At 63.4% G+C, this 23,841-nt stretch carries 23 protein-coding genes, 1 tRNA gene and 2 riboswitches; of the genes, 3 read left to right on the top strand and 21 right to left on the bottom strand.

What is annotated here, in order from left to right; genetic code table 11:
• Positions 1–155: 155 nt before the first annotated feature.
• The 6 genes from ispD to tatA all read right to left on the bottom strand — a co-directional run bounded on the left by ispD (position 156) and on the right by tatA (position 8,185).
• Positions 156–998 (bottom strand): 2-C-methyl-D-erythritol 4-phosphate cytidylyltransferase, encoded by an 843-nt coding sequence (gene ispD / locus ACYVRU_RS05710; RefSeq protein ID WP_022738886.1) that lies wholly within the window; start codon positions 996–998, stop codon positions 156–158.
• 405 nt (positions 999–1,403) lie between these two features.
• On the bottom strand, positions 1,404–3,989 hold the full coding sequence (locus ACYVRU_RS05705; RefSeq protein WP_173111686.1) for an ATP-dependent Clp protease ATP-binding subunit: 2,586 nt from the start codon (positions 3,987–3,989) through the stop codon (positions 1,404–1,406).
• 140 nt (positions 3,990–4,129) lie between these two features.
• The gene (locus ACYVRU_RS05700) at positions 4,130–5,191 is read right to left on the bottom strand and encodes an ion transporter (RefSeq protein WP_231699567.1); all 1,062 of its coding nucleotides are present in this window, start codon (positions 5,189–5,191) and stop codon (positions 4,130–4,132) included.
• Between the two features lie 147 nt (positions 5,192–5,338).
• Complete coding sequence (gene lysS, locus ACYVRU_RS05695; RefSeq protein ID WP_461185817.1) at positions 5,339–7,339, bottom strand: lysine--tRNA ligase; 2,001 nt, start codon at positions 7,337–7,339, stop codon at positions 5,339–5,341.
• Positions 7,340–7,348: 9 nt separating this feature from the next.
• Positions 7,349–7,819 (bottom strand): transcription elongation factor GreA, encoded by a 471-nt coding sequence (gene greA / locus ACYVRU_RS05690; RefSeq protein WP_022738867.1) that lies wholly within the window; start codon positions 7,817–7,819, stop codon positions 7,349–7,351.
• 96 nt (positions 7,820–7,915) lie between these two features.
• Complete coding sequence (tatA, locus tag ACYVRU_RS05685; RefSeq protein WP_114538803.1) at positions 7,916–8,185, bottom strand: twin-arginine translocase TatA/TatE family subunit; 270 nt, start codon at positions 8,183–8,185, stop codon at positions 7,916–7,918.
• Between the two features lie 505 nt (positions 8,186–8,690).
• On the opposite strand from tatA, the gene ACYVRU_RS05680 reads away from it, so the two are divergent.
• Entirely contained in the window at positions 8,691–9,197 is a 507-nt protein-coding gene (locus ACYVRU_RS05680; RefSeq protein WP_227069746.1) for a metallopeptidase family protein, read from the top strand.
• A gap of 61 nt (positions 9,198–9,258) precedes the next feature.
• Here ACYVRU_RS05680 and ACYVRU_RS05675 read toward each other — a convergent pair whose 3' ends face one another.
• Positions 9,259–9,660: a MerR family transcriptional regulator gene (locus ACYVRU_RS05675; RefSeq protein WP_288220003.1), complete on the bottom strand. Its 402-nt coding sequence runs from the start codon at positions 9,658–9,660 to the stop codon at positions 9,259–9,261.
• A gap of 111 nt (positions 9,661–9,771) precedes the next feature.
• Here ACYVRU_RS05675 and ACYVRU_RS05670 point away from each other — a divergent pair, with 111 nt between their 5' ends.
• Together ACYVRU_RS05670 and ACYVRU_RS05665 are read left to right on the top strand one after the other, a co-directional pair.
• A complete protein-coding gene (locus ACYVRU_RS05670; RefSeq protein WP_461185816.1) occupies positions 9,772–9,987 on the top strand; it encodes a hypothetical protein in 216 nt (71 codons plus the stop codon).
• The gene (locus tag ACYVRU_RS05665; protein ID WP_461185815.1) at positions 9,944–10,423 is read left to right on the top strand and encodes an iron-containing alcohol dehydrogenase; all 480 of its coding nucleotides are present in this window, start codon (positions 9,944–9,946) and stop codon (positions 10,421–10,423) included. The genes ACYVRU_RS05670 and ACYVRU_RS05665 overlap by 44 nt, the downstream gene beginning before the upstream one ends.
• Here the strand turns inward: ACYVRU_RS05665 and ACYVRU_RS05660 are convergent.
• The 14 genes from ACYVRU_RS05660 to ACYVRU_RS05595 all read right to left on the bottom strand — a co-directional run bounded on the left by ACYVRU_RS05660 (position 10,332) and on the right by ACYVRU_RS05595 (position 23,601).
• Positions 10,332–10,571, bottom strand: a complete 240-nt coding sequence (locus ACYVRU_RS05660) for an RNA polymerase sigma factor (protein WP_461185814.1) — start codon at positions 10,569–10,571, stop codon at positions 10,332–10,334. The two genes, ACYVRU_RS05665 and ACYVRU_RS05660, sit on opposite strands and share 92 nt — an antisense overlap.
• 68 nt (positions 10,572–10,639) lie before the next feature.
• On the bottom strand, positions 10,640–11,854 hold the full coding sequence (locus tag ACYVRU_RS05655; RefSeq protein ID WP_461185813.1) for an acetate/propionate family kinase: 1,215 nt from the start codon (positions 11,852–11,854) through the stop codon (positions 10,640–10,642).
• Between the two features lie 55 nt (positions 11,855–11,909).
• A tRNA-Pro gene (locus tag ACYVRU_RS05650) sits at positions 11,910–11,986 on the bottom strand.
• A gap of 75 nt (positions 11,987–12,061) precedes the next feature.
• Positions 12,062–12,544 (bottom strand): PaaI family thioesterase, encoded by a 483-nt coding sequence (locus tag ACYVRU_RS05645; RefSeq protein ID WP_461185812.1) that lies wholly within the window; start codon positions 12,542–12,544, stop codon positions 12,062–12,064.
• A 43-nt stretch (positions 12,545–12,587) separates the two neighbouring features.
• Positions 12,588–13,790: a lysylphosphatidylglycerol synthase transmembrane domain-containing protein gene (locus ACYVRU_RS05640; RefSeq protein WP_461185811.1), complete on the bottom strand. Its 1,203-nt coding sequence runs from the start codon at positions 13,788–13,790 to the stop codon at positions 12,588–12,590.
• 43 nt (positions 13,791–13,833) lie between these two features.
• Complete coding sequence (locus ACYVRU_RS05635) at positions 13,834–15,000, bottom strand: ATP-grasp domain-containing protein (protein ID WP_461185810.1); 1,167 nt, start codon at positions 14,998–15,000, stop codon at positions 13,834–13,836.
• Between the two features lie 87 nt (positions 15,001–15,087).
• Complete coding sequence (locus ACYVRU_RS05630) at positions 15,088–15,591, bottom strand: DUF4430 domain-containing protein (RefSeq protein WP_173111671.1); 504 nt, start codon at positions 15,589–15,591, stop codon at positions 15,088–15,090.
• A gap of 31 nt (positions 15,592–15,622) precedes the next feature.
• Positions 15,623–15,741, bottom strand: a riboswitch (adenosylcobalamin-variant (AdoCbl-variant) riboswitch).
• A 151-nt stretch (positions 15,742–15,892) separates the two neighbouring features.
• Positions 15,893–17,074: a phosphoribosylaminoimidazolecarboxamide formyltransferase gene (locus ACYVRU_RS05625; protein WP_461185809.1), complete on the bottom strand. Its 1,182-nt coding sequence runs from the start codon at positions 17,072–17,074 to the stop codon at positions 15,893–15,895.
• Between the two features lie 259 nt (positions 17,075–17,333).
• Positions 17,334–17,969: an IMP cyclohydrolase gene (locus ACYVRU_RS05620; RefSeq protein ID WP_173111665.1), complete on the bottom strand. Its 636-nt coding sequence runs from the start codon at positions 17,967–17,969 to the stop codon at positions 17,334–17,336.
• Between the two features lie 124 nt (positions 17,970–18,093).
• Positions 18,094–18,176: riboswitch (ZMP/ZTP riboswitch) on the bottom strand.
• Between the two features lie 99 nt (positions 18,177–18,275).
• Positions 18,276–19,268 carry an XdhC family protein gene (locus tag ACYVRU_RS05615; protein ID WP_461185808.1) on the bottom strand — a complete coding sequence of 331 codons (993 nt, stop codon included), beginning with the start codon at positions 19,266–19,268 and terminating at the stop codon, positions 18,276–18,278.
• 203 nt (positions 19,269–19,471) lie between these two features.
• Positions 19,472–20,089 carry a phosphoribosylglycinamide formyltransferase gene (gene purN / locus ACYVRU_RS05610; protein ID WP_114538792.1) on the bottom strand — a complete coding sequence of 206 codons (618 nt, stop codon included), beginning with the start codon at positions 20,087–20,089 and terminating at the stop codon, positions 19,472–19,474.
• A 28-nt stretch (positions 20,090–20,117) separates the two neighbouring features.
• Positions 20,118–21,194, bottom strand: coding sequence for a phosphoribosylformylglycinamidine cyclo-ligase (purM, locus tag ACYVRU_RS05605; protein WP_461185807.1), 1,077 nt, complete (start codon positions 21,192–21,194; stop codon positions 20,118–20,120).
• A gap of 17 nt (positions 21,195–21,211) precedes the next feature.
• Positions 21,212–22,693, bottom strand: coding sequence for an amidophosphoribosyltransferase (purF, locus tag ACYVRU_RS05600; protein ID WP_461185806.1), 1,482 nt, complete (start codon positions 22,691–22,693; stop codon positions 21,212–21,214).
• Positions 22,693–23,601 carry a class B sortase gene (locus ACYVRU_RS05595; RefSeq protein WP_461185805.1) on the bottom strand — a complete coding sequence of 303 codons (909 nt, stop codon included), beginning with the start codon at positions 23,599–23,601 and terminating at the stop codon, positions 22,693–22,695. The genes purF and ACYVRU_RS05595 overlap by 1 nt, the downstream gene beginning before the upstream one ends.
• Positions 23,602–23,841 lie beyond the last annotated feature (240 nt).

Genomic DNA, 23,841 nt, shown 5'->3' with positions numbered 1-23,841 from the left:
TAAGCGTCTGAGCGATGCGCTTCACCGCATTCCAGGTTTTCCGCCCAGCAAAACCCCAGGTCAGAAATTCGCAGCTTTTGAATGTCTCGAACGAAGAAAGCTCCAGACGCTTATAACTCGCGATTTGCTGCAGAAATGGCCCTCTTCGCTAACCGTTACCGATGCTCGGAGTTCAAAAGCATGGTTCGAACGGCACTGGCGAGAAGCACATAGTCCTCGGGCACCGTAAGCTTAATGTTGTCGCGCTTCCCTTCCACGATCAGCACTTTGCCGCCCAGTCGCTCGATGAGCGACGAGTCGTCGGTTCCCACGAAGCCGTCGGACAGCGCGCTCGCATGGGCGCGGCGGTAGATGCCCGCGCGGAAGACCTGGGGCGTCTGGGCGTTCCAGAAGACCGAACGGTCGGGGGTGCCCACCACCACGCCGTCTTCCACGACCTTCAGCGTATCCACCGCCGGATGTGCCACAATGGCGCCGTCGGCATCGAAGTTGCCCTTGACCATGTTGATGGTGTGCTCGATGAGATCCGGCGACACGAGCGGTCGGGCGCCATCGTGCAGCACCACGTATTCGTACTCGTCGCCCACCATCTCGAGCCCCGAAAACGCCGACTCCTGGCGAATGGCCCCCGAGGGCGCGAGCACCACGGGCGTGACGAAGGGGAACGGGTCGATGGCGCGGGACAAGTACTCGTGCATGCGCTCCTCGGGGCACACGATGACGATGAGCCCCACATCTCCTACCGCGTCGAAGGCCTCGGCCGACCACGTAAGGATGGGCTTGCCGGCAATCTCCACCAGCTGCTTGCCACCTTCTTTGCCGAAGCGCTCCCCTGTGCCACCGGCCAGAATGATGGCCGCCGTCTGGGGCTTTTTGTCCACTTTGCCCTGCAGCTGCAGAAGCGGCGAGCTCAGGGCATCGAAATCGAGCTCATCCATGCAAAAGGACGGCTCGCGAAGAACCGAGGGCTCGGTGACGGGATCGATGATGTTCGGCATAAGTACCCCCTGAGGGCTCGTGGAATGTTGGGACATAGTATAAGCCATCGCGCGCATTTTCGGTTTTCTTCCGCAAATGCCACTTCAGGCCCGCTTTGGTAAGGCGCGAGGACGAAAAATGCCAGTTGAAGCCCGCTTTGGTAAGATTTCGAGCTCCAGAGGTCTTGCGCCCTTACCATTCCGGGGTCGAACTGGCATTCGGGAAGGGAAAATCGAAATCGTCCCCAATCGCGGTTCAGACATGAAGAAGGAGGCTCCGGGGAGCCTCCTTGTAGACGCGGTTAGAATACGCTCGAATTACGACTGGGCGCAGCTGCGTCGGAGCCGAGGCGCGGCCTCAGTTGGCACCGAAACGCAGCCGGGGCGGAACCGAAGGACAGCCCCGCTAGCGCCGAAAGGCCGCCCCTACTCCCCTCCCGCCAGAGAACCAGCGGGGGTGCCGGCGCCACGGCCGCTTCCCACGCCAGCGTGGCCCAGGTCGTAGTTCGTCAGCAGCAGCTCGGCGTCACGGGCGATGGAGTCGCGCTTGCGAGGCGCCGGGATGGAACCGGTTCCCTCGGAGAACACCAGCTCCTCGCCGTCCTCGGACACGGTGACGTCCACCACCGAACCGCTTGTCCAGCGGCCCTCAAGGATCTGCTCGGACAGCGGATCCTCCAGCATGCGCTGGATGGCGCGACGCAAGGGCCGGGCACCGAAGGCGGTGTCAGTGCCCTCTTTGGCCACGAGGCGTTTGGCGGCGTCGTCCAGGTTGATGGTCATGTTCTGGGCGATCATGCGCTCGCGCAGCTCGGCCACCATGAGGTCGACGATCTGCACGATCTCGTCCTCGGTCAGGCTCTTGAACACGATGATCTCGTCGATGCGGTTCAAGAATTCCGGACGGAAGGCGTTCTTCAGCTCGTGCATGACGCGGCTCTTGATTTCCTTGTCGGAAAGCCCGTTCTGCCCCGAGTTCGAGAAGCCCAGCGTGGTCGTGGTGGTGATGTCGCGGGCGCCCACGTTCGAGGTCATGATGATGACGGTGTTGCGGAAGTCCACGGTGCGGCCCTGGGCGTCCGTGAGGCGCCCCTCCTCCAGAATTTGCAGCAGGATGTTGAACACATCCGGATGCGCCTTCTCAATCTCGTCGAAGAGCACCACCGAGTACGGGCGCTGCCGCACGGCCTTGGTGAGCTGGCCGCCCTCGTCGAAGCCCACATAGCCCGGAGGCGAACCCACCAGGCGCGACACCGTGTGCTTCTCCATGTACTCGGACATGTCGAAAGACAGAAGCGCATCCTCGGAGTTGAACAGGAACTCGGCCAGCGCCTTGGAAAGCTCGGTCTTGCCCACACCCGAGGGGCCCAGGAAGATGAACGAACCCGCGGGGCGCTTCGGATCCTTCAAGCCCGAACGGGAACGACGGATAGCCTTGGAAAGCGCGGTGACGGCCTCGTCCTGGCCGATGATGCGCTCGTGCAGCACGCCTTCCATGCGCAGCAGCTTCTCAGTCTCGGCCTCGGTGAGGTTGCTGACGGGCACGCCGGTGGACATGGACACCACGTCGGCGATGTCCTCAACCGTGACGTTCTGCACCGTCTTAGAGGTGTCCTCTTCCCATTGCTTCTCGGCCTCTTCGCGCTCCTTCTTCAGAGCCTCTTCCTCGTCGCGCAGCTCGGCGGCGCGCTCGAAGTTCTGGTCGCCGATGGCGCGGTCCTTCTCGGCGCGGCACTTCCGCAGCTTCTCGTCCAAATCGCGCAGCTCCTTGGGCAGCGTCATGTTGCGGATGCGCATGCGGGCGCCGGCCTCGTCCATGACGTCGATGGCCTTGTCGGGCAGGTAGCGATCCTGGATGTAGCGGTTGGCCAGCTGCACCGCGGCGGTCAGCGCCTCGTCGGTGAAGTGCACGCCATGGTGCGCCTCGTACTTGTCGCGCAGGCCCTCCATGATGCGCACGGCCTGCTCCTCGTTGGGCTCGTTGATGGTAAGCGGTTGGAAGCGGCGCTCCAGCGCAGAGTCCTTCTCCAGGTGCTTGCGGAACTCCTCCAGGGTGGTGGCGCCGATGATCTGGATCTCGCCGCGCGACAGCGGGGGCTTCAGAATGGCCGCCGCGTCGATGGAGCCCTCGGCGGAGCCGGCGCCGATGATGGTGTGGATCTCGTCGATGAACAGCAGCACATCGCCGGCGTCCATGACCTCCTTGATGACCTTCTTCAGGCGCTCCTCGAACTCGCCGCGGTACTTCGAGCCGGCCACGAGCGCGGAGACGTCCAGCGTGATGAGGCGCTTGTTGCGCAGGATGTCGGGCACCTGGTTGGCCACGATGAGCTGGGCCAGGCCCTCGGCGATGGCGGTTTTGCCCACGCCGGGCTCGCCCAAGATGAGCGGGTTGTTCTTCTGGCGCCGCGAGAGGATCTGCATGACGCGCTCGATTTCCGAAGCGCGGCCGATGACCGGATCCAGCTTGCCCTCGCGGGCCTTCTTGGTGAGATCGGTGCCGAACTCGGTGAGCATGGAATCCGACGAGCTCGCCGGGCCATCGAAGCCCGCGCGCCCGGCGTAGACCGGCGATTGGCCCACAAGATCGTTCAGCGCCCCGCGCACGTCGTCGCCGGAGACGTTCAGGCGGCCCAGCACCTCGAGCGCCGTGCCCTCGCCCTCGCGCACGATGCCGAGCAGCAAGTGCTCCGTGGAGATGTAGGACTGCCCCATCTGCATGGCCTCGCGCAGCGAGTTCTCCAGCACGCGCTTGACGCGCGGCGTGAAGGAGAGGTGCCCCGAGACATCGGTGTCCTCATCAATAGTGACCACCTGGCGGATGGCCTGCACCACTCCGTCGTAGCTGACGTTCAAGCGGTTGAGTGCCTGGGCGGCGAGACCGTCCTTCTCCTGGATGAGGCCGAGCAGGATGTGCTCGGTGCCCACGTAGGGCTGGTGAAGCGAGCGCGCCTCATCCTGAGCCAGGACAAGCACTTTGCGCGCCTTGTCCGTGAATTTCTCGAATGACATGGTTGCCTCGTTCCTTGGGTTGGTGCCCTTCTGCGAATGCTTTCTCTCTGGTAAAACTGACACGTCGGGCACGGCAAATAGTTCCCGTGCAGTTTAGCACTCCCTATCTTGAATTGCTAAACCTGGGTCTTGGAAACCCCCTATTTGTGGGCACGTTGTGAGGGATCCGCAGAAGAATTCCGCGAGGGAGCTTCCTTTTCAGGCTCTTCGCCAACTGCGCGTTCGACCTCCTCGTCGGCGGCGCGCTCCTCCTCGTCGCGGTTGTCTTGACGAGCGTCCTCGCGGCGGACGTCGCGCTCGATCTTGCGGAGGTTGGCGTTTTGGAACTCGGCCACGAAGCCGGCCGAGAAGATGCCGCCGGGAATGGCCACGAGCGCCACCGAGAGGAACATGATGACCGAGCCCACGATGCGCCCCGCCGGCGTGATGGGCACCAAGTCGCCATAGCCGGTGCTTGTGACAGTGGTCACGGCCCAGTAGATGCCGGACAAAAGGTTGTTGAACTTGTCGGGCTGAGCCGGATGCTCAATCTCGTACATCACCACACTGGCCACCACCACGAGCATGGCAATGACCAGAAACGACGCCACGATTTCATGGTAGTGTTTCGAAATGACGCGACCGATCGTGCGCAGCCCGCGCATATAGCGGGAGATCTTTATCAGGCGCACCAACCGCACCACGCTAATGACGTTCTGCAGCGCGGGCGTGACGGGCAAAAACCATGCCGCCATATTCGGCCCGAAGGACAAGAGGTCAATGATACCCCACGGCGAGAAGATATAGCGCAGCCGAGCACGAGCCAGAGTGCAGTTACCGTAGGCCAAATCGGCAATCCAGATACGAGCGATATATTCCACGAAAAAGCACACCGTGGAGAATCGGTAGAAGCCCTGGATGATATTGGCCGCCACCGGATCGAGCCCCGGCTGAGCGGAGACGAACACTACCACGGCATTCAGGAGGATGAGCGCGAACAGCGCACCTCCGACGATCTTCGCCGGCCAGTTCGCCCGATTCAGGTTCTCCAAAGCGTAGAAGGTTTCCCGTTTGAACGTGGAGGAGTCGCCCAAGCGCCGACGCAGGCTCTCGCGGCGCGTGCGCTCCTTGCGCCGCCGGCGCTCCTCGCGGCGCTCCCGCCGCTCGCGGGCAGCGCGCTCGTCGTCTTCGTCGCGTTGCCGTTCGTCATCTGTGGCGCTCATGGGGCACCTCCTCTCCCCTCCCATTCTAAGCAGAGGACGCCCCACAACGCGTCGCCATCCACCAGCCGTCAAGAAGCTGGATACAAAGGACGGCCCCCTTCGCCGCAGTTGCGAAGGGGGCCGTCCTGGAGTCGTCAGCGCAAGCGCCTAGTACAGCTTGGCACCGGCGGGGATGTGGTCGTCTACCATGAGGAGGTTCAGGCGCTCCTCGGGCTCGCCGTCGTCGCCGGGCACCTCGTGGATGGCCGACATGAGCATGCCCTCGGAGGCCACGCCCATCATCTTGCGCGGCGGCAGGTTGGTGATGGCGATGAGCGTACGCCCCACAAGTTCCTCCGGCTCGTAGTAGGCATGGATGCCCGACAGGATGGTGCGGTCGGTGCCCGTGCCATCGTCCAGGGTGAACTGCAAAAGCTTCTTCGACTTCGGCACCGCGACGCACTCCTTCACCTTCACGGCGCGGAAGTCCGACTTGCTGAACGTGTCGAAATCCACCTCGTCTTCGAAGAGGGGCTCGATGACGACGTTGGAGAAATCGATGGGCTCGGAGGGCTCGGCACTGGTGGCCTCAGCCGCGCAAGTTGCAACCGGCGCACCCTCAGCCGGCGCACCCTCGGCCGGCGCCTTCTCAGTCGCGCACACCGGCCTCCCGTCCCCGAGCACCTCGTCCTTCATGTGCGGGAACAGCAGCACGTCGCGAATGGACGGCGCATCGGTGAGCAACATGACCAAGCGGTCGATGCCGATGCCCACGCCACCGGCCGGCGGCATGCCGTACTCCAGCGCGCGGATGTAGTCGGCGTCGAAGCCCATGGCCTCGTCGTCGCCCATGTCCTTGGCCGCCACCTGGGCGCGGAAGCGCTCGGCCTGATCCACCGGGTCGTTCAGCTCGGTGAAGGCGTTGCCGTACTCGTGGCCCAGGATGAACAGCTCGAAGCGCTGAGTGAGCTCGGGGTTCTCCGGATGCTTCTTCGCCAGGGGCGAGATCTCCAGCGGGTGGTCGACGACGAAGGTGGGCTGGATGAGCTTCTCCTCCGCCACGGCCTCGAAGATCTCGGAGATGAGCTTGCCCTTGCCCCAGGCCGCCTCGGCATGGCCGCCGTTTTTTTCCAGAATGGCCACCAGCTCGTCGCGAGTGCGGTCGAAGGACACCTCCTCGCCGGCGTGCTCGCTGGCCAGCTCCATCATGGAGGCGCGGCGCCAGTCGCCGGACAGGTCTACCGGCGTTCCCTGGTACTCGATCTTAAGGGTGCCGCAGGCCGCCTCGGCCGCGGCCTTGATGCAGCCCTCGGTGAGATCCATCATGGAGTCGAGGTCGCCGAAGGCCTCGTAGGCCTCCATGGTGGTGAACTCGGGGTTGTGGTACGGATCCATGCCCTCGTTGCGGAACTGGCGACCGATCTCGAACACCTTCTCGAAACCGCCCACGAGCAGACGCTTCAGCGGCAGCTCCGTGGCGATGCGCAGGTAGTAGTCGCGATCAAGCGCGTTGAAGTGCGTGATGAAGGGCTTCGCGTTCGCGCCGCCGATGATGGCATGCAGAAACGGCGTCTCCACCTCGTAGTAGCCCTGGCCCTCCATGTAGCGGCGGATAGCCGAGACGATCTTGAAGCGGCGCTCGAAGGTGGTGCGCACCTCGGGGTTCATGACGAGATCCACGTAGCGCTGGCGATAGCGGGTCTCCTTGTCCGTCAGGCCGTGGAACTTCTCAGGCAGAGGGCGCAGCGACTTGCTCATCAGCTCGAAGGAATCCACCGCCACGGACAGCTGCCCGCGCTTCGTGCGCATCATGGTGCCATGCACGGCAATCCAGTCGCCCACGTCCAAATCGCACAGCGCCGCGAAAGCTTCCTCGCCCAGCGCGTTGATGCGGCAGAACAGCTGAATGTCGCAGCCGGACTCGCGCAGCTCCAGAAACGCGATCTTGCCCTGGACGCGCTTGGCCATGACACGGCCGGCGATGAGCACCGCGTCCTCAGTGGACTCGCCGTCTTCCAAGTGCGCGTACTTCTCGTTCAGCTCGCCCACCGTATGGCTGCGCTTGACCGAGTGCCCATAGGGATCGATGCCCGCGGCAATCAGCGCCTCGCGCTTGGCGCGGCGCACCTCGATGGGATCGTCTTCGATGATTTCTACCGCTTCGGCCATTCCGGTCTCCTAGTGCTCGATCTTGATAACGGTCAGCTTGATGTCGCGACCAGTGGGGCCGGTCGTCGTCACTTCGTCGCCCTTCTTGCAGCCGAGCAGCGCCTGACCCACCGGCGACTCGTTGGAGATCTTGCCCTCGTGGGCGTCGGACTCGGCGCCGCCCACGATGGTGAACACGCGCTCGCGGCCGTTCATGTCCACGGTCACCGTGGAGCCGATATTCACCTTGCTCGAGCGCTTCGGCGCGTTCACGACGGTGGCCTCGGAGAGGATGCGGCTGATCTCGGCGATGCGCGCCTCCATCATGCCCTGCTCGTTTTTGGCGTCGTCGTACTCGGAGTTCTCGGAGATGTCGCCGAACTCGCGAGCGACCTTGATGCGCTCGCCGATTTCGGCGCGCTTCTCGTTCTCGAGGTAGTGCAGCTCCTCCTCGAGCTTCTTCTTGCCTTCTTCGGTCAGCACGTAGTTGTCGTTAGCCATGATGATTCCTGTTTTCTCTCTTATACATCGGTGGTGCGCCCGCCTAACGCAGCGGGCGCACCACCGTTCTTACCTGATGTTGTCGAAGGAGCGAGGTTACTCGGCCTTCTTCTTGACGACCTTCTTCACCGTCTTCTTCGGAGCGGCAGCAGGCTCTTCCACGACCTCTTCCACCACTTCGACGACTTCCTCGTCGTCGGCGGCTTCCTCGACGTCCTTTTCGCCGGCGCCCATGCCCTCGCGCAGGTTCTTCACCGTCTTGCCGAGCGCGCTGCCGAGTTTGGGCAGGTTCTTCGGGCCGAAGATGAGCAGGATAACGACCAGGATGATGAGGAGCTCGGGAACTCCCATGCCCAGAATCTTCATGCAATTCCTCCATAAGGTCGGGCAAGGGGTCGCCTTGCCTTATCGATGATCGCCCGCCGTTGTCTCGTTTCCGACGAGCAGTGCGCCCGGACCCTCCGCGCGCCTTTGAATGCGCGGGCAATGGTAACACAAACCCCCTCACCGCGCCGTGTTTCGCACAAATACTTCAACGACGGCCGCCGTTCAGCCTCCACCTCTCGCAAAAGGCGCGAAAGAAAAGCGGCGACCGTAGCCAGAAACAAATTTTTGCCACCCCGGTTCGAAGAGCCAGGCATTTTTCCTTGTCTGGCTACGGTGTTATCCTGATACAACAAATCGCCCCGGGGCTACGACCAGGCGATATGCCAGAAATCGATATGTTATCCACACGATACACCGTAGCCTGGGGCAGGATAATGACGCGATGCTTGCTGCGTCGTGACAAAAACACGCCTCGGGCTACGGTTCGCCGCAACCTCGATGGGATAAAATGGGTGTTCAGCATTCGCATCCAGAAGGAGCAGCTATGTACCGCATGACCGATGAGGAATTCGAAACCGCCATCGCCGAGGCCCTTGATGCGATGCCCGAGCAGTTCATGGAAGCGCTGAACAACGTGGCCATCGTATGGGAAGAAGAGCCAAGCGCCTACCATGTGGGCTATGACGAGGAATGGGACATCGAACCAGCGTTTGTCGAAGACGAAGATGGCCCCGAATCGTATACGCCTGCGGAACGCGATGCAAAAGACGACGCAGCAGCGGAAGACGCAGGCGGCGAATACGAGGCGGAGGACGACGAGGACGAATTCGACGACCTTCTCGGGCTGTTCGACGGGCTGTCCATCGTGGAACGGGCCAACGGCTACGACGACGACATCCCCGACGTCATCACCATCTTCAAAGGCCCACACGAGCGCTGCTTCAACAGCCGCGAGGAAATCGTGGAAGAGGTCGGCAAGACCATCATCCACGAGCTGGGCCACTACTTCGGCCTTAACGAGGACCAGCTTGCGGCCATGGGGTACGAGTAAGGGGGCAGGATCGCCCCGCGCCGAGCCATGCAACCCCTTGAGCGAAAGAGAGCGTGCGGCCCTATCGAGGCAGCAGGTTGCTTGTGTACTCCGTCCTTCCCGCCAGAACATCGTCGTAGAAGCCCTGTTTCCAATCGATATAGTCGATGCTCTTTTGCACCTCGACGAGTAGCTCCGCAAGTCGCGCGCGCTTGGCCGCGAGCATCGTTTTGCGCTCGGGAATGCTGGCGGCCCCCTGCAAGCACAGCGCTAGGTACTCCTTCATTTCCTGGATGCTCATATCGCAGCGCTTAAGGCACGTCAGACTTTTGACCCACTCGACATCGCGCTCGTCGAAAACGCGGCGGTTGTTCGCGTCTCGCTTCACATTGGGCACGAGCCCCTGGTTGCAGTAGAACTTCAGCGTCTCGTAGGTGAGGCCCGTCGTCTCGCACACCTGCTTCATGGAGTAAAGCTGCGTCATGTTTGTGAATGCTCCTTGCTTTCGCTGCCACTGCCCTTTTGCGGTAGTAACTACCGGTTGATAGAGTCGCACTTTAGCAGCTGAAAGACATCCTGACAAGAAAGGATTCCCATGAACTCGTTCACTTACCAGTACCCCGTCAAGAACTACTTCGGCGAAGGCGCTCTGCACACCGCGCTCGCCGCCGAGCTGCCCGCCATGGGCGAGAAGGTCATGCTCGCTTACGGCGGAGGCTCCATCAAGCGCACGGGCCTCTACGACGAAATCGTGGCGGCGCTTCAAGATGCGGGGGAAGACCGTCGTGGAATTCCCGGGCATCATGCCTAACCCCACCTACGAGAAGGTGCAGGAAGGGGCCCGCATCGCCCGTGAGGAAGGGGTCGACTTCATCCTCGCCGTGGGCGGCGGTTCGGTGTTCGATTGCTGCAAGATCGTCTCCGCTCAGGCGCTGCTCGACGAGGACATCGACGATTTCGAGCACGTGCAGGACAAGACGCCGACCGCCTTCATCCCGCTGGGGTGCGTGGTCACGCTCTCCGGCACCGGCGCCGAGCAGAACAACGGCGGCGTCATCACTAACGAAGCCACCAAGGTGAAGGGCCGGGGGTGCGGACGTCTTTTCGTACCTTCCTACACCGCCCAGCCCTCGCTGCGGCGGTACTCGTCGGGGCTCAGCCACCCCAGCGAGCGCTTCTCATCACATCGCGGCAGCGGTTTTGGGCGCAGACGATCAGCCACGCCTTCTCATGCTCGGCGTCGTTGAACGTGCGGGGATGCTCTACCAGCGAGAGAAACACTGCCTGGGCGGCATCCTCGGCCTTGGCGGCGCTTCCCAAATAGGAGTAGCACAGCCGGTACACCACCCCAATGTGGAGGGGGTACACAGCTTCCATCTCGGTTTGCGAGGCCACGGTTTCTCCTTCCCTTTCCTCTAACACGATTGGGGAAGGTGTTTTGTCGGAAGATTTCGGAAAATGCTCTATCCCAGCTGGCTTACGAGGTTGTCGGTCTCGCGGGCGATGCGCATCTCCTCGTCGGTGGTGACCACGCAGATCTTGATGGGGCTGTCGTCGATGGAGATGATGCGGTTCACGCCGATCTGGCCCACCACGTGGTTGCGCTCGCGATCGAGGATCATGCCCATGTGGGCCAGCCCCTCGAAGATGAGCTCGCGCAGCTCGGCGGAGTTCTCGCCGATGCCGGCGGTCATCACCACGGCGTCGGTGCGGGTCATGGCCGCGTAGAAGCCGCCGATGGCCTTCTGCACCCGGTACACGTACATGTCGATGGCCAGCCGCGCCTGCTCGTCGCCCTCATCGGCCGCCGCCAGCACGTCGCGCATGTCGGCCGACAGCCCCGACACGCCGAGCACGCCGCTCTCGCGGTTCAGCACGGCGTCCATCTCGTCGAAGGAGATGCCCTCGCGGCGCATGATGTAGGTGAGGATGGCCGGGTCGATGGAGCCGCTTCGCGTGCCCATCATGAGACCCTCCAGCGGCGTGAAGCCCATGGTGGTATCGATGGACTTCCCATGGTTGACCGCCGTAATGGAGCCGCCGTTGCCAAGGTGGCACGTGATGAGGCCCAAGTCGCGCAGCGGACGGCCGAGCAGGTTCGCCGCCTGCTGGGCCGCGTAGCGGTGGCTCGTGCCGTGAGCGCCGTAGCGGCGGATGCGGTAGTCGTCGTAGTAGCGGGCCGGCAACGGGTACATGTAGGCCTTCGCGGGCATGGTGGCGTGGAAGGCGGTGTCGAAAACGGCGACCTGGGGCGTATCCGGCATGAGCGCGGCCATCATGTCGATGCAAGCGTCGGCCGGCGGGTTGTGCAGCGGCGCCAGCTCCTCACACAAGGTGAGCTTCTCGCGGGCCGGCTCGTCGATGATGACGGACTTGGTGAAGTACTCGCCGCCGGCCACGATGCGGTTGCCGATGGCGTCGATCTGCGAGAGGTCGCTGATGGGGCTCTCCGGATCGTCGACGAGCACCTCCAAAAGCTTCTTCAGGCACTCGGCCACGGTCATGTTTGCCACATGATAGGTGACCTTCTGGAAATCGGGCGCGAAGGCCACGTTCATGTAAGCGTCAGGCGTGCCCACCTTCTCGGCCAGGCACTTCATGAGCGAAACCTTGCCGTCAGTCTCGATAAGCTGGCTCTTCAGCGACGACGAACCCGCATTCACGACCAGTATGCGCATGAGCATTTCCCTTCCATACAAGAAGAGCCGGCGCGGGGCCGGCTCTTGAATTCGATGGTCGGGTTGACAGGATTTGAACCTGCGGCCTCTGCGTCCCGAACGCAGCGCTCTACCAAACTGAGCCACAACCCGAAATGCTGCCTTGCGGACAGCGAACGCTATGATACCACAGAGCCCGCCCAGCGCAAGAGAAAAGTCGGCGGAATTTTACGCCTGCCCGCGCTCGGCGAGCTTTTGGGCGAGGTAGTCCTTCGGCACCACCTTCACCACGATGACGCCGTCGCTGATGACGTCGCCGTCCCCGTCGTAGGCGGCCACGTCCCAGTACAGCTTGTAGCCGGCCTTCGACGACGGTTTGCGCTCGGCGAGCTTCGCCACGCCGCGAGCCACATCGCCTTCCCGACCGCTCTTCTTGTGACGGATGGTCACCTCCACGCCGAAGGGCTGCTCGGTCTCCAAGTCGCATGCCAGCTCGCCGCCGGCCGAAGCGACCGATTCCAGAAGCGCGATGGTGGCGCCCCCGTGCAAAAAGCCGAACGGCTGCAGAAGCGCCGGGGTGATGGACATCTCCGCTTCCACCAGGCCCGGTTCCACCTTGGTGAAGTGGATGCCCAGCGTATGGTTGAGCCCCTGCGCCTCGCGCTTCTGCGCCACATCCAGGGCCGCGCCCGTCAGATTCGTCTCCGTCATCGCTTCCGCTTCCTTTCACGTCGGGCGCCCTCGCGGCACCCGCCTATTTCGTCTCCTTCGAAGGCTTCCCCGACCCAGCCGCCGGCAAAGCCTTCGGGGCCACCGGCACCTTCTCGGGCTCGGACCGGCCCTCAGCCGTCTCCCACTTGGCGGCCTCGTCGGCCTCCACCTGCTTCACGGCCTCCACCTTGTCGGGCAGCTCGTGCTCCATGGCTTCGGCCTTGCCCTTCAAATCGCGCGAGCCCAGCGGCATGAACGCCTTTATGCGCTGGATGACCACTGCGCCCACAAGGAACGGCAGCCAGAACACAATGCCGCGATAGACGATGACCACGGCAAGACCCGTGGCCGAGCCGATGCCGAACAGCGCGAAGGCCACGGTTACCGCCGCCTCCACAACGCCGACACCCTGGGGCACAAAGGAAATCATAGCGAACAGCGTGGCCACAACATACCCGCAAATGAGCGCTTCTGGGTGGTGCACGCCGAACGCGAAGCCAACGAGCACAAAGCAGCTCATCTCGCAGATGCTGGAGAGGGTCGTCCACAAAAACGATTGCACCGTCTTGCGCGGGTTCTTCGTGATGAGGTGCGCGGCGCTGGAGAAGTTGTGGATCGTGCGCTCCACGGACTCGTCAATGGCCGGCTTCTTGAACTTCGCGAGGATCTTGTCGGCGAGCTTCACGAACGGACGCAGCACCTTCAGCACCAGCTGGGGCTTCAGCCCGCCCACGGCGATGACGAACACGAGGCCGCCCACGAGCGCCACGGCCACCAGCCCGAGCGCCAGCCACCCCGGTTGCAGCCCCACCGTGAAGGTGAGCACGCCGAAGGTGGTGAGCATGATGATGACGAAACCGGAATCGATGGATAGCTGCATGAGCAGCGCCGCCGTGGTGCCCTTGCCCGCCTGCATGCCGTTGCGCGTGGCCGTGGCCATGACAAGCGACGTGCCGGCCAGGTTCATCGAAGGCGCCACCGTGTTCATGAAGAAGGTACCGAACACCAGCGACAGGCCCGTGCGGTAGCTGATGTGCCCGTTCACGGTGTTGAAGCAGGCCTGAAAGCCGCGGCCCTGGGCCAGGTACTTGCACAGCTGGGCCACTACCGCCGCAATGATGAAAAAGGGCGTGCCCTGCTTGATGGTGTCGACAAGCTTCACCAGCGAGTCGCCGGAAAAGAATATGAATGCGAGCACGATAACGACCACCAGGCCGATCATGATCTTCTGCAAATTGCCGCGCATCAGCGCACCTCCGTCGTGGTAGGAGACAGGGGTAGGTGCATCATTATAACGCGCCGCCCACAAACTCCATGAGATCGCTGCGCAAAAGCCAATCGCGCTCGTCAGCCCCCGTGCCTTCCGCATCGGTTTCCAGGAACAGGAACCCGTAGAAGCCCACCGTCACCGGATCGAAAACATGGTAGGCGAGCACATGGCTGAACCGCTCGCAGAGCGCCGCACCGTCGAAGGGGCGCGCCAGATCGGCCTCGGGCGCCGGATTCAGCAGCGACATGGAGTAAACCTTGCCCGGGTGCGCCGCGTACAGCGCCGCCAGATCGACCGGCGTATCTTCCAGGAACGCCTCGTAGGTGCGCAGGCCCACCCCGTAGAAGGCCACGTCCGTGCCGCCGAGGCCCGCGAAGCGCAAGGGGTTGAACTCGATGGGAGCAATGGCGCCGCCGTCGACGCGCAGCTCCACGTGAACGGGGATGCTGCGGGCGCCCACCACCTCGTTCACAGCCGCCAGCCACGCCGTGAAGCGGTCATTCCACGCATCCACAATGGTGCCGTCGGTGAGATACATCCTGTCGGAGGTATCCTCGGGCCCGGCGAAATCGTGACGCAGGATGTTCAGGATATGGGGAGCGCCATCCTCGTCGAAGTAGGCGTCCAGGGCGTATTCCGTACCAGCGAGGTAGCCTTCGATAAGGTATTCGCTGCCGCCGACGACGCTTTCCGGATAGCGCTCATGCCAGCCGTCCTCGCGCCGGGCGATGTCGGCCACGGCCGCCGCCCAATCCTCGGGCTCTTCGATGACGTAGACGCCCATGGAACAGAAGCCCACCGCCGGCTTAAGCACCACCGGCAACGGCAGATCGGCGACGTTTACCGCTTCCAATCCCGCACGATCGACGGTCTTATGGAACAGGCCAGGGCTTAGAGGCGCGAGCTTCTCGCGCATGGCCGCCTTGTCCTTGAACAGGCGAATGGCATCGGTGAGCGTGGGGTTGTCCACGTGGTCGAGAATCCAGGCCAGAGCGTTCTCGGAGTTTGTGTAAATGCGCTCCCCCGCCTCCAGGCGCCGGGCGCACTCGTCGGCGTCCACCAGGTTCAACGTGCGGCCGCCCGCCACGAGCTTCTTGGTGAACCCGTTGGCGAGCACGGGATGCGCCGAGGCCTCCATCCAGTCGAGCAGCGGAACGGAGGCGTAGGGTTCATCGAGAATGATCATGGAAAGCTCCTTCGCATAGGGGACTTGCAAAACGGGCCCCTCGCTTGGAGGAGCCCGCCGGATTGCGCGCTTGGCGCGGAGGGGTGGCTAGCCGGCGTAGAACGACCACTGCACGGAGTCGCCGGCGGCCAGCTGGCGCACGTCGCAGGCTTCCATGACCGTCTCGTCGTTCACCGTGTACACCCAGCCGGAGGCCTCGCCTTCAGAACCGTTGGCGATGCCGTTGATGGAGGTGACGAACTTGCCGTAGTCGCTGTCCTCCACCTGCACATCCCAGCCCGCAGCCTCGGTCGCCTGCAGCACCGTGGCGCCATCGGGCACCGTCACCTCGATGGTCTTGGGCTCGGCGCCGGCGCTTTCCGGCATCGTGATGGAGACGGGAACAACGATGTCCTCCGCCGCCTGGCCGGCCTCGATGGGGCCTTCCTCCTCGGCCACTTGGGCCGCCTGCTCGGCCGCGTTCTCGCCGTTGCCGCCGTTATCGGCCGCCTCCCCGGCGCAGCCCGGCACCACCAGCAAGAAGGTGAAGGCCAGGGCCACCAAGGCCACGAGCCACTGCTTGGGAAGCTCCGTGATGTCGAATTTGTTCATAGTTCCTTATCCTTTCTTCCAGGGCCCTGTTGTTCGGCTCGGTGTTCCGACTTCGCCGCCGCCGCGCCCTTCGGCACAACGGCGAACCTTACGGTTACTGGCATAGCGCGGGCTTTCCACCCACATTTCCCGAGACGCGCATTGCCGCATTCTCATCCACGGCGCGCACCGCGCTCCCACGCGCGGCCCGACGGGCCATTGACCTACCCATTATGGCGCAAAACGGCCGCCCTCGAAAGAGCGGCCGCAAAGGGTTCGACAACCGACACTTTAGGCCCCAAGCAAGGCCCCAATCGTCCGATTAGTGATGGAACAGGCGCATGCCGGTGAAGGCCATGGCGATGCCGTACTTGTTGGCCACCTCGATGACGTTGTCGTCGCGGATGGAGCCGCCGGGCTCGGCGATGTAGTCCACGCCGGACTTGCGGGCGCGCTCCACGTTGTCACCGAAGGGGAAGAAGGCGTCCGACCCCACGGTCACGCCGCTCATCTGCGCGATCCAGGCCTTCTTCTGCTCGCGGGTCAGGGCCTTGGGCTGCTCGGTGAACACGCGCTGCCACTCGCCGTCGCGCAGCACGTCGTCGCACTCGTCGTCGGACAGGTACACGTCGATGGCATTGTCGCGGTCGGGGCGACGAATGTCGGCCTTGAAGGGGAGGTTCAGCACCTCGGGCATCTGGCGCAGCCACCACTGATCGGCCTTGTTGCCCGCCAGGCGCGTGCAGTGGATGCGACTTTGCTGGCCGGCGCCCACACCGATGGCCTGGCCGTCCTTCACGTAGCACACGGAATTGCTCTGGGTGTACTTCAGCGTGATGAGCGCTACAATCATATCGATCTTTGCCGATTCCGGAATTTCCTTGTTCTCGGTCACCACGTTTTCCAGCAGCGCCTCGTTGATCTCGAAGTTGTTGTGGCCCTGCTCGAAGGTGATGCCGAAGACGTCCTTCAGCTCGGTCTCGGCCGGCACGTAGTCCGGATCGATCTGCACCACGTTGTAGGAGCCCTTGCGCTTGGTCTTCAGAATCTCCAGCGCCTCGTCGGTGTAGCCCGGCGCGATGATGCCGTCGGACACCTCACGCGCCAGATAGCGGGCCACATCGGCATCGCACACATCAGACAGCGCCGCCCAGTCGCCATAAGAGCACAGACGGTCGGCACCGCGGGCGCGGATGTAGGCACAAGCGATGGGAGAAAGCTCGCCCGCGTCTTCCACGAAGTACATGGCGCGGTCGGTCTCGGTGAGGGGATGGCCCACGGCGGCCCCAGCCGGGGACACGTGCTTGAAGGAAGCGGCCGCCGGCAGCCCCGTGGCCTCCTTCAGCTCCTTCACGAGCTGCCAAGAGTTGAAGGCGTCGAGGAAGTTGATGAAGCCGGGCTTGCCGTTCAGCACCCGAATGGGCAGGTCGCTGCCGTCCTTCATGAAGATGCGGGACGGCTTCTGGTTCGGGTTGCAGCCGTACTTGAGTTCCAGTTCGTTCATGAGTCTCCTATCTATGATGTTTCTGGGTCCTCGGGGGGCGAAGCTACGCGGTATTCTGATTCGCTCAGACAGTCCTCGCTTTGTGGAAATGCCCACTGGGCATTTCCAGTCGCTGCGGAACTCGCTCGGTCAGAACACCCCGTATCTTCGCTAAGCTCAGCCGTAGTTGAGAGTGCGCAGTTGCGCTCGCTGCGGAACTCGCTTGGTGAGCGGCGCCCCGCATCCCGCCAAGCTCAACCGTAGTTGAAGATGGGCGCGATTAATCCCCGAGGTTCTTGTTGTAGAGGGTCACTTCGCCGCCGACATTGGCGTAGAGGCTCACCTTGTTGTCATCGTTCAGCGCGGCCCACAGCTCATCGGGAGTCGGCAGCGTCACCGGGATGGGCTCGCCGGCGAAGGTAGGCAGCGGATTGCCGTCGCCCTGATAGGTGCTGATGAAGTAGCCTTGCCCCTCGTCGGCACCTTCGTAGGCGAAGAACTCGCGGATACAGCGGTCGCCATCGGCGTGCTTCAAGATGGACATCTCAAACGAGCCGTCGGGGTTCACAATGGCCGAGATGCGCGGCGTGAAGTTCGGCGCGTCGGGCTCGTACTCGCGCTGCATGCAGCCAGCGCGGAAATCGCCCGCCTCCACGATAGTGTCGGTTTGATCGCCGTTGGTGACCACGAGCGCGTCGCCCATCGTGCGCACGGGGTGGTAGATGATGAGGCTCGGATCTTCCAGAAGCGCGGGATCGTGGGCCTCGGTGCGGATGCCGTCGGGTTCTGCGGCGAAGATGCGATTGCGGCTGTTCACCGAGCGGCCCATGATGAAGTAGTACACGGTGTCCTTGCCCACCACGATACCGCGGCCCGGGTAGGGATTGTTTTCCAGCAGTTCGACGAGGTCTTGCACGGGCGTTCCCTTTCTCTTCGGCTCTCCGACGTTGCCGCGACCGGTGCGCTTTCCGCATCGGCTCTCGACGCGTCGGCATCTTCCGCGCCCCACCCAACTAAAAAGGGCAAGCCCCTCCTGCGAGAAGGCTTGCCCAGACGGTCGGCAGGATATGCGCGCTGCTCCCCCGTGGTTCCCCACGCGTACCCGTCAGTCACAGCGCGTTCGCTTCGAAAAGCAGGTTATCACGGAAGGAGCCGTCTGCGGAAGAGCGCTCCTCGTTTTCCCACGGCTTTTCCGTCGGCGGCGCAAGCGCGGCCAGAGCGGCTATTCCCGCCCCAGGCTCTTCTCGTGGCGGGCCTGCGCCTCTTCGCTGTAGCGCTGCTTGTAGCGCACGTCCACCAGCTCGCCGACAATGGCGATGGCCAGCTCCGCCGGGGTCTTCGCGCCGAAGCTAAGACCGATGGGCCGCTTCACGCGATCCCAATCGGACTCGGAAATGCCCGCATTGATGACGAGGTCGTGCACCGTGGAGTTCTTGCCCGCGCACCCCATCATGCCCACATAGTGCACGCCGTTCTGCAGCGCCCAGACGCAGCTTTCCGGGTCGAACATATGCCCGCGAGTCAGCACGCACACATAGTCCTCAGGGCGCCCCGGCATGTTAGCCAGCTCGTCGAAGTTGCCCCCATGCAGCATGATGCGCTCGGCAGTCGGGAAACGTTCCTCGTTCAAAAACGCCGGGTCGTAATCGACGGCCACCACATGGAAGCCCACGCGGTCGGCCAGCCGCGCCACCTCCACGGCAGCATCGGACGCTCCAAGCAGCCAGACGCGCACCTTCCCGAATAAAGGCTCGCTGGCCCAAGTGAGACCGTCGAACTGATCGTTGTGCATCGAGGGGCCGCGGGTGACGTCCTTCGCCTGGAAGATATCGCGGGGCGACAGCTCGCGGGAGGCGACAATTTCCTTGGCATCGTTGCAGAAGAACACAAGCGGCTCTCCGTCGGCGGAACCCTGCTCGCCGTACTTCTTCGTGACCTCATTGTCCACATTGCCCTGGGCAGCAGCCCCGTCGTAGACGACCTTGAAGCCGAGCCACGCCAAATCGCCCTCGTCCATAGCGCGCAAGGCGCGCTCGAACGTGGGGATATCGGCCTCAGTTAGCGTGGCGGCGATAGCCTCCAGCGTCGCGGGGCCGATGTGCGCATCGCCCGCCGTCGCCTCTTCCGAGAACGCCGGGAAATCCTCGACGGCCAGCTCGGGCACACGACCGGCTCGCAAATCAGCGACAATGGTTTCGATGGTCTCTCGTTTCATGGGTTCCTCCGCAATATTTTTCTCAAAAATGGTCAAAAAGTCGAGAAATGAGTCTATATTTTGACCAACAAGACGCTATTCACGCCAAAATGATGCGCAACGGGACACATTTTCGATTGTTTCGAGCCCAAAACCAACGTCGCAAGACTCACTTCTCAGGTTTTTGACCAAAAAATCCTAAATTTGTGTCACCGAGCGCGCTTTTAACCGAGCGGTTGAATATGAATCTTGCGGTCGGCATCCAGGGTCATGCGGCCCTCGGCGATGGCGCGCAGCACCTCGGGGTAAATGACGTGCTCGGTCTCGTGGATGCGCGCCTCCAAAGCGTCGATATCGTCACCTTCCAGCACCGGCACCGCGCGCTGAGCCACGATGGGCCCCTTGTCGTAGTCCTCGTTGGCCAGATGCACCGTCACGCCCGTCACCTTCACACCGGCATCCCATGCATCTTGAATAGCATGGGCGCCCTTGAAGGAGGGCAATAGCGCCGGGTGCAGATTCAGCACGCGATCGGGGAAGGCGTCGAGCACTACCGGGGTGAGCTTGCGCATATAGCCGGCCATGACCAGGTACTCAGCCCCAGCCTTATCCATGATGGCGGCGATGCGCCCGTCGGCGGCCGTGGGATCCTCGTAGCAGGAGCGGTCGAACACCGTCACGGGAATGCCGGCCGCCCGAGCGCGTTCGATGCCGTAGGCATCGGGGCGCGAGGACAGCACATGCACAATCTCAACCGGCAGATCCTCGGCAATCTCGTCGATGATGGCCTGCAAGTTCGTTCCGCTACCGGAGAGCAGCACGCCGATCTTCAGCTTCTCCATCTCATTTCCCTTCTCTCGGTCGCAGGGACTACGCGAACAAGCCGCCCTCGTTGGCGTAGTGGACCTCGCCCCCGCCAGCGACGATGCGGCCGACGCGGAAGGTCTGCTCGCCGGCATCGGCCAGGGCGGCCTCCACGGCCTCAGCCTCGTCCGGATTCACGATGAGAATCATGCCGAGGCCCATGTTGAAGGTCTTGAGCGCCTCGGCCTCGGAGAGGTTCGCCTGCTCGCAGGCGAAACGCACCACAGGCGGGATGGACCAGGTGCCCAAGTCGACCTCGGCGTTCACGGTGGCCGGCAGGGCGCGGTTCAGGTTCTCGGTGATGCCGCCGCCAGTGATGTGGGCGAGCGCGCGAACAGCGCCGGGCACCGCTTCCATAACGGCGCGCACCGGCTTCACGTAGATGCGCGTCGTTGTGAGCAGCGCCTCCAAAATGGACTGGCCGGCGAGCTCCTCGCGCCCCTCGCGGAGCTCCTCTTCGCTGCGGCCCTCGACGCACACTTTGCGGGCCAGCGAGTAGCCGTTGGAATGCAGGCCGGACGAGGCGAGGCCGATGAGCACGTCGCCCTCACGCACGCTCTCGGGATCCAACATGCGCGGCCGGTCGACCAGCCCCACGCAGAAACCCGACAGATCGTAGTCGTCCGGATCCATCACACCGGGATGCTCGGCCATCTCGCCGCCGATGAGCGCGCAGCCGGATTGGCGGCAGCCCTCGCCGATGCCCCCGACGATTTTGGCCATGGCCCCGGAATCCAGCTTGCCCACGGCCACGTAGTCGAGGAAGAACAAAGGCTCCGCGCCGGTGGCAAGAATGTCGTTCACGCACATGGCCACCAGATCGATGCCCACCGTATCGTGCACGCCAAGACGCTGAGCGACCTTGAGCTTCGTGCCCACGCCATCGGTGCCCGACACCAAAAGCGGATCGGCCATGTCCTTGGCCGCCGCGATGGAGAACAGGCCGCCGAAGCCGCCGATGTCGCCCACCACTTCGGGGCGATAGGTGGAATGCACCGTGTCCTTGATGGCGTCCACGGCACGGGCGCCCTCCACGATATCGACGCCGGCCTCGGCATAGGTCACGCTGTTCTGGTTTTCCATGGGGTTCCTTTCAGTGTCTACGAAACCTCGCCGGCGTACACCGCCTCGAAGTCCTTGCGGGTAAGAAAGCTCTTTTTTGCCACATCGTCGGGAATGGGCACCGGGTAGTCACCGGTGAAGCAGGCCGTGCAGAAGCCGTCGTGGCCCGCATCGGCGAGCGACGCGCGCAGGCCGTCCAGCGTGATGAACGCGAGCGAGTCGGAGCCGATCCAGTCGTTCATCTCCTCAAGCGTCATGTTCGCGGCGATGAGCTGCTCGCGGGTGTCGGTGTCGATGCCGTAGAAGCAGGGCCAGAGCACCTCGGGGCTCACGATGCGCAGGTGCACCTCGGCCGCCCCGGCATCGCGCAGCATCTGAACGAGCTTCTTGGAAGTGTTGCCGCGCACGATGGAATCGTCGATGACCACGAGGCGCTTGCCCGAAATCACGCTCGGCAGCGGGTTCAACTTCAGGCGAATGCCCAGCTGGCGCATGGCTTGGGTGGGCTGGATGAAAGTGCGGCCCACGTAGCGGTTCTTCACGATACCGTCGGTGAACGGAATGCCCGAGGCCTCGGAATAGCCCAGGGCCGCCGGCACGCCGGAGTCGGGCACGCCGAGCACGAGGTCGGCCTCCACGGGCGCCTCGTCGGCCAGAATGCGGCCCATGGCGCGGCGCGCCTGGTAGACCGATTGCCCGTCGAGCACCGAGTCGCGCCGGGCGAAGTACACGTACTCGAAGATACAGGCGGCCCGGGGGCGCGGCGGCACAGCCTGCTCGCTTACCATGCCCTCGGCGGTGAAGCGCACCATCTCGCCGGGCTCCACATCGCGCACGTACTCGGCGCCGACGATGTCGAGGCCGCAGGTTTCCGAGGACACGACCCACCCGCGGCCCTCGGGCAGCTGCCCGATGCACAGGGGTCGGATGCCGTGGGGATCGCGGAAGGCGTAGAGCGCCTCGGGGCTCGCGAGCACCATGGCATAGGCGCCCTCCAGATTCTCCATGGCGTAGCGGATGCCCTCGCGCAGATGATGGGTCTGGCGCGTGAGGTGACCGATGGCCTTGGCCGCCACCTCGGAATCGGTGCCGGCGCGCAAATGCTCGCCCTCGTCGATGAGCTGCGCCCGCAGGTGGTTCGTGTTCACCAGCGTGCCGTTGTGGGCGAGCGCGATGAGCGTGTCGTCGATGGCGGAAATATGCGGTTGCGCCGCCTCCCAGGAGGCCTTTCCGCCGCTGGTGGAGTAGCGCACGTGCCCGATGGCCACCACGCCCTCGCCAAGGCCCGCCAGCGTTGCCTCGTCGAAGACCTGGGTCACAAGCCCCAAGTCCTTCGCCTCGATGACCGTGGAACCGTCGCCCACGGCGATGCCCGCGCTCTCCTGGCCGCGATGCTGCAGGGCCTGCAGCCCGTAGCAGGTCAGGCGCGCCACGTCCTCCCCCGGCGCGTAGACGCCGAAGACGCCGCACTCCTCTTCCAATCGATCCGGCTGCTCGCCGGGAAATACGCTGTCAGCCACTAGCCCTCCGCTCGCTCTTGCGCATCGGCGGCAATCTCGCCGGCCGCATCGTCTTCCACCGCCGTGTCGCCCTGGTAGGTGCCCGTGCCGACGTAATCGATGGGCACGAATTCGGCCACATCAGCGAAGGTGATATAGCGCCAGGTGTTGTCGGCTCCATCGCACGTACAGAACCCAAAGAGCTTCGTCGCATCGGCGAGGGTGTCGGTGGTATCGGGGTCGGGCGTGACCACGGACTCCTCCACGAGCCAGTCCTTGAAGGCCGTGAATTCCTCGTCGGTCGGGTAGTTCGGCGTGGCGATGGAGGAATGAGTCATGGGCACATGCTCCACAGCGAAAGTTTGCAAGTGGTAGTTGCCCTCGGGAGTGAGCAGGTAGATGGTGCGATGCTCGTTGAAGATGGCGGAGTCGCGGAACTCGGCAAAGAGGGCGAACATGGAGCCGTTGCGCATGTGGTGGCCGTAAAGGATGTTCACCTCGTCGGAGAAGTCGCCGGCGTTCTCGCCCGACAGCATGATGGAGCCGAACTCGGCGCCGAAAGAGCCCTCGCCCAAGCTGAAGTTGTGGTGCAGGTAGTACTCCGAGTCGCCGTCTTTGTGAGCCACCGGGTAGTTGATGATGGTGCCGGGCATGTACACCCACGCGACGATGTCCGGATTGATCTCGCGCAGGGCGTCCCAATCGACCACCAGATCGGCCAAGTTCGCGACATGGCCGTCCTCGGGCACTTCAACGACACGGCTGGCAATCTCCTCGTACTCGTTCTGACCCTGCCAATAGGTGTAGAACAGATAGCCCAGCGTGCCCACCGAGCCGATGAACACGATGAGCGCCAGCCAGAACACGATGCGCCAAAAGCACCCGCGCTTCTTTTTCTTCTTGGTATCGGTATTCTGAGCGGTAGCCATGAGGCCTCCCCCTTCGATATCGATCTCTCTGCATGACGGCGGGGCTGGGGTCAGCCTCCTGACCGTGCCGCCCACGACGTCCTCGCCGGTTCCGTGCCGGCGCTCTCGCCTTCCCCGGCCCTGCGCCGGCGGAAAACAAAAGGGCCCCCGCAGGGGCCCTGAGCTCACCCCGTCGAGCGGGCGAGCTGCTACTTCTTCATCTCGTCCATGAAGCCCTTGGCGATGAACACCACGATGACG

The organism is Adlercreutzia sp. CNCM I-6216 (assembly GCF_977113345.1).
The sequence above is the reverse complement of the archived record's forward strand: the minus strand, read 5'-3'. Positions and strand labels throughout refer to the sequence as shown.

Coding starts and splice junctions, on each gene's coding strand:
- ACYVRU_RS05675 (WP_288220003.1), bottom strand. CDS start 9,660: ATGACGCAGCTTTACTCCATGAAGCAGGTGTGCGAGACGACGGGCCTC.
- ACYVRU_RS05635 (WP_461185810.1), bottom strand. CDS start 15,000: ATGATCATTCTCGATGAACCCTACGCCTCCGTTCCGCTGCTCGACTGG.
- ACYVRU_RS05705 (WP_173111686.1), bottom strand. CDS start 3,989: ATGTCATTCGAGAAATTCACGGACAAGGCGCGCAAAGTGCTTGTCCTG.
- ispD (WP_022738886.1), bottom strand. CDS start 998: ATGCCGAACATCATCGATCCCGTCACCGAGCCCTCGGTTCTTCGCGAG.
- ACYVRU_RS05655 (WP_461185813.1), bottom strand. CDS start 11,854: ATGCGCATACTGGTCGTGAATGCGGGTTCGTCGTCGCTGAAGAGCCAG.
- ACYVRU_RS05615 (WP_461185808.1), bottom strand. CDS start 19,268: ATGAAACGAGAGACCATCGAAACCATTGTCGCTGATTTGCGAGCCGGT.
- ACYVRU_RS05645 (WP_461185812.1), bottom strand. CDS start 12,544: ATGACGGAGACGAATCTGACGGGCGCGGCCCTGGATGTGGCGCAGAAG.
- ACYVRU_RS05700 (WP_231699567.1), bottom strand. CDS start 5,191: ATGAGCGCCACAGATGACGAACGGCAACGCGACGAAGACGACGAGCGC.
- ACYVRU_RS05665 (WP_461185815.1), top strand. CDS start 9,944: ATGCGGGGGAAGACCGTCGTGGAATTCCCGGGCATCATGCCTAACCCC.
- ACYVRU_RS05670 (WP_461185816.1), top strand. CDS start 9,772: ATGAACTCGTTCACTTACCAGTACCCCGTCAAGAACTACTTCGGCGAA.
- ACYVRU_RS05640 (WP_461185811.1), bottom strand. CDS start 13,790: ATGCGCGGCAATTTGCAGAAGATCATGATCGGCCTGGTGGTCGTTATC.
- ACYVRU_RS05595 (WP_461185805.1), bottom strand. CDS start 23,601: ATGGCTACCGCTCAGAATACCGATACCAAGAAGAAAAAGAAGCGCGGG.
- ACYVRU_RS05625 (WP_461185809.1), bottom strand. CDS start 17,074: ATGAACGAACTGGAACTCAAGTACGGCTGCAACCCGAACCAGAAGCCG.
- greA (WP_022738867.1), bottom strand. CDS start 7,819: ATGGCTAACGACAACTACGTGCTGACCGAAGAAGGCAAGAAGAAGCTC.
- purN (WP_114538792.1), bottom strand. CDS start 20,089: ATGGAGAAGCTGAAGATCGGCGTGCTGCTCTCCGGTAGCGGAACGAAC.
- ACYVRU_RS05680 (WP_227069746.1), top strand. CDS start 8,691: ATGTACCGCATGACCGATGAGGAATTCGAAACCGCCATCGCCGAGGCC.
- ACYVRU_RS05630 (WP_173111671.1), bottom strand. CDS start 15,591: ATGAACAAATTCGACATCACGGAGCTTCCCAAGCAGTGGCTCGTGGCC.
- purM (WP_461185807.1), bottom strand. CDS start 21,194: ATGGAAAACCAGAACAGCGTGACCTATGCCGAGGCCGGCGTCGATATC.
- tatA (WP_114538803.1), bottom strand. CDS start 8,185: ATGAAGATTCTGGGCATGGGAGTTCCCGAGCTCCTCATCATCCTGGTC.
- lysS (WP_461185817.1), bottom strand. CDS start 7,339: ATGGCCGAAGCGGTAGAAATCATCGAAGACGATCCCATCGAGGTGCGC.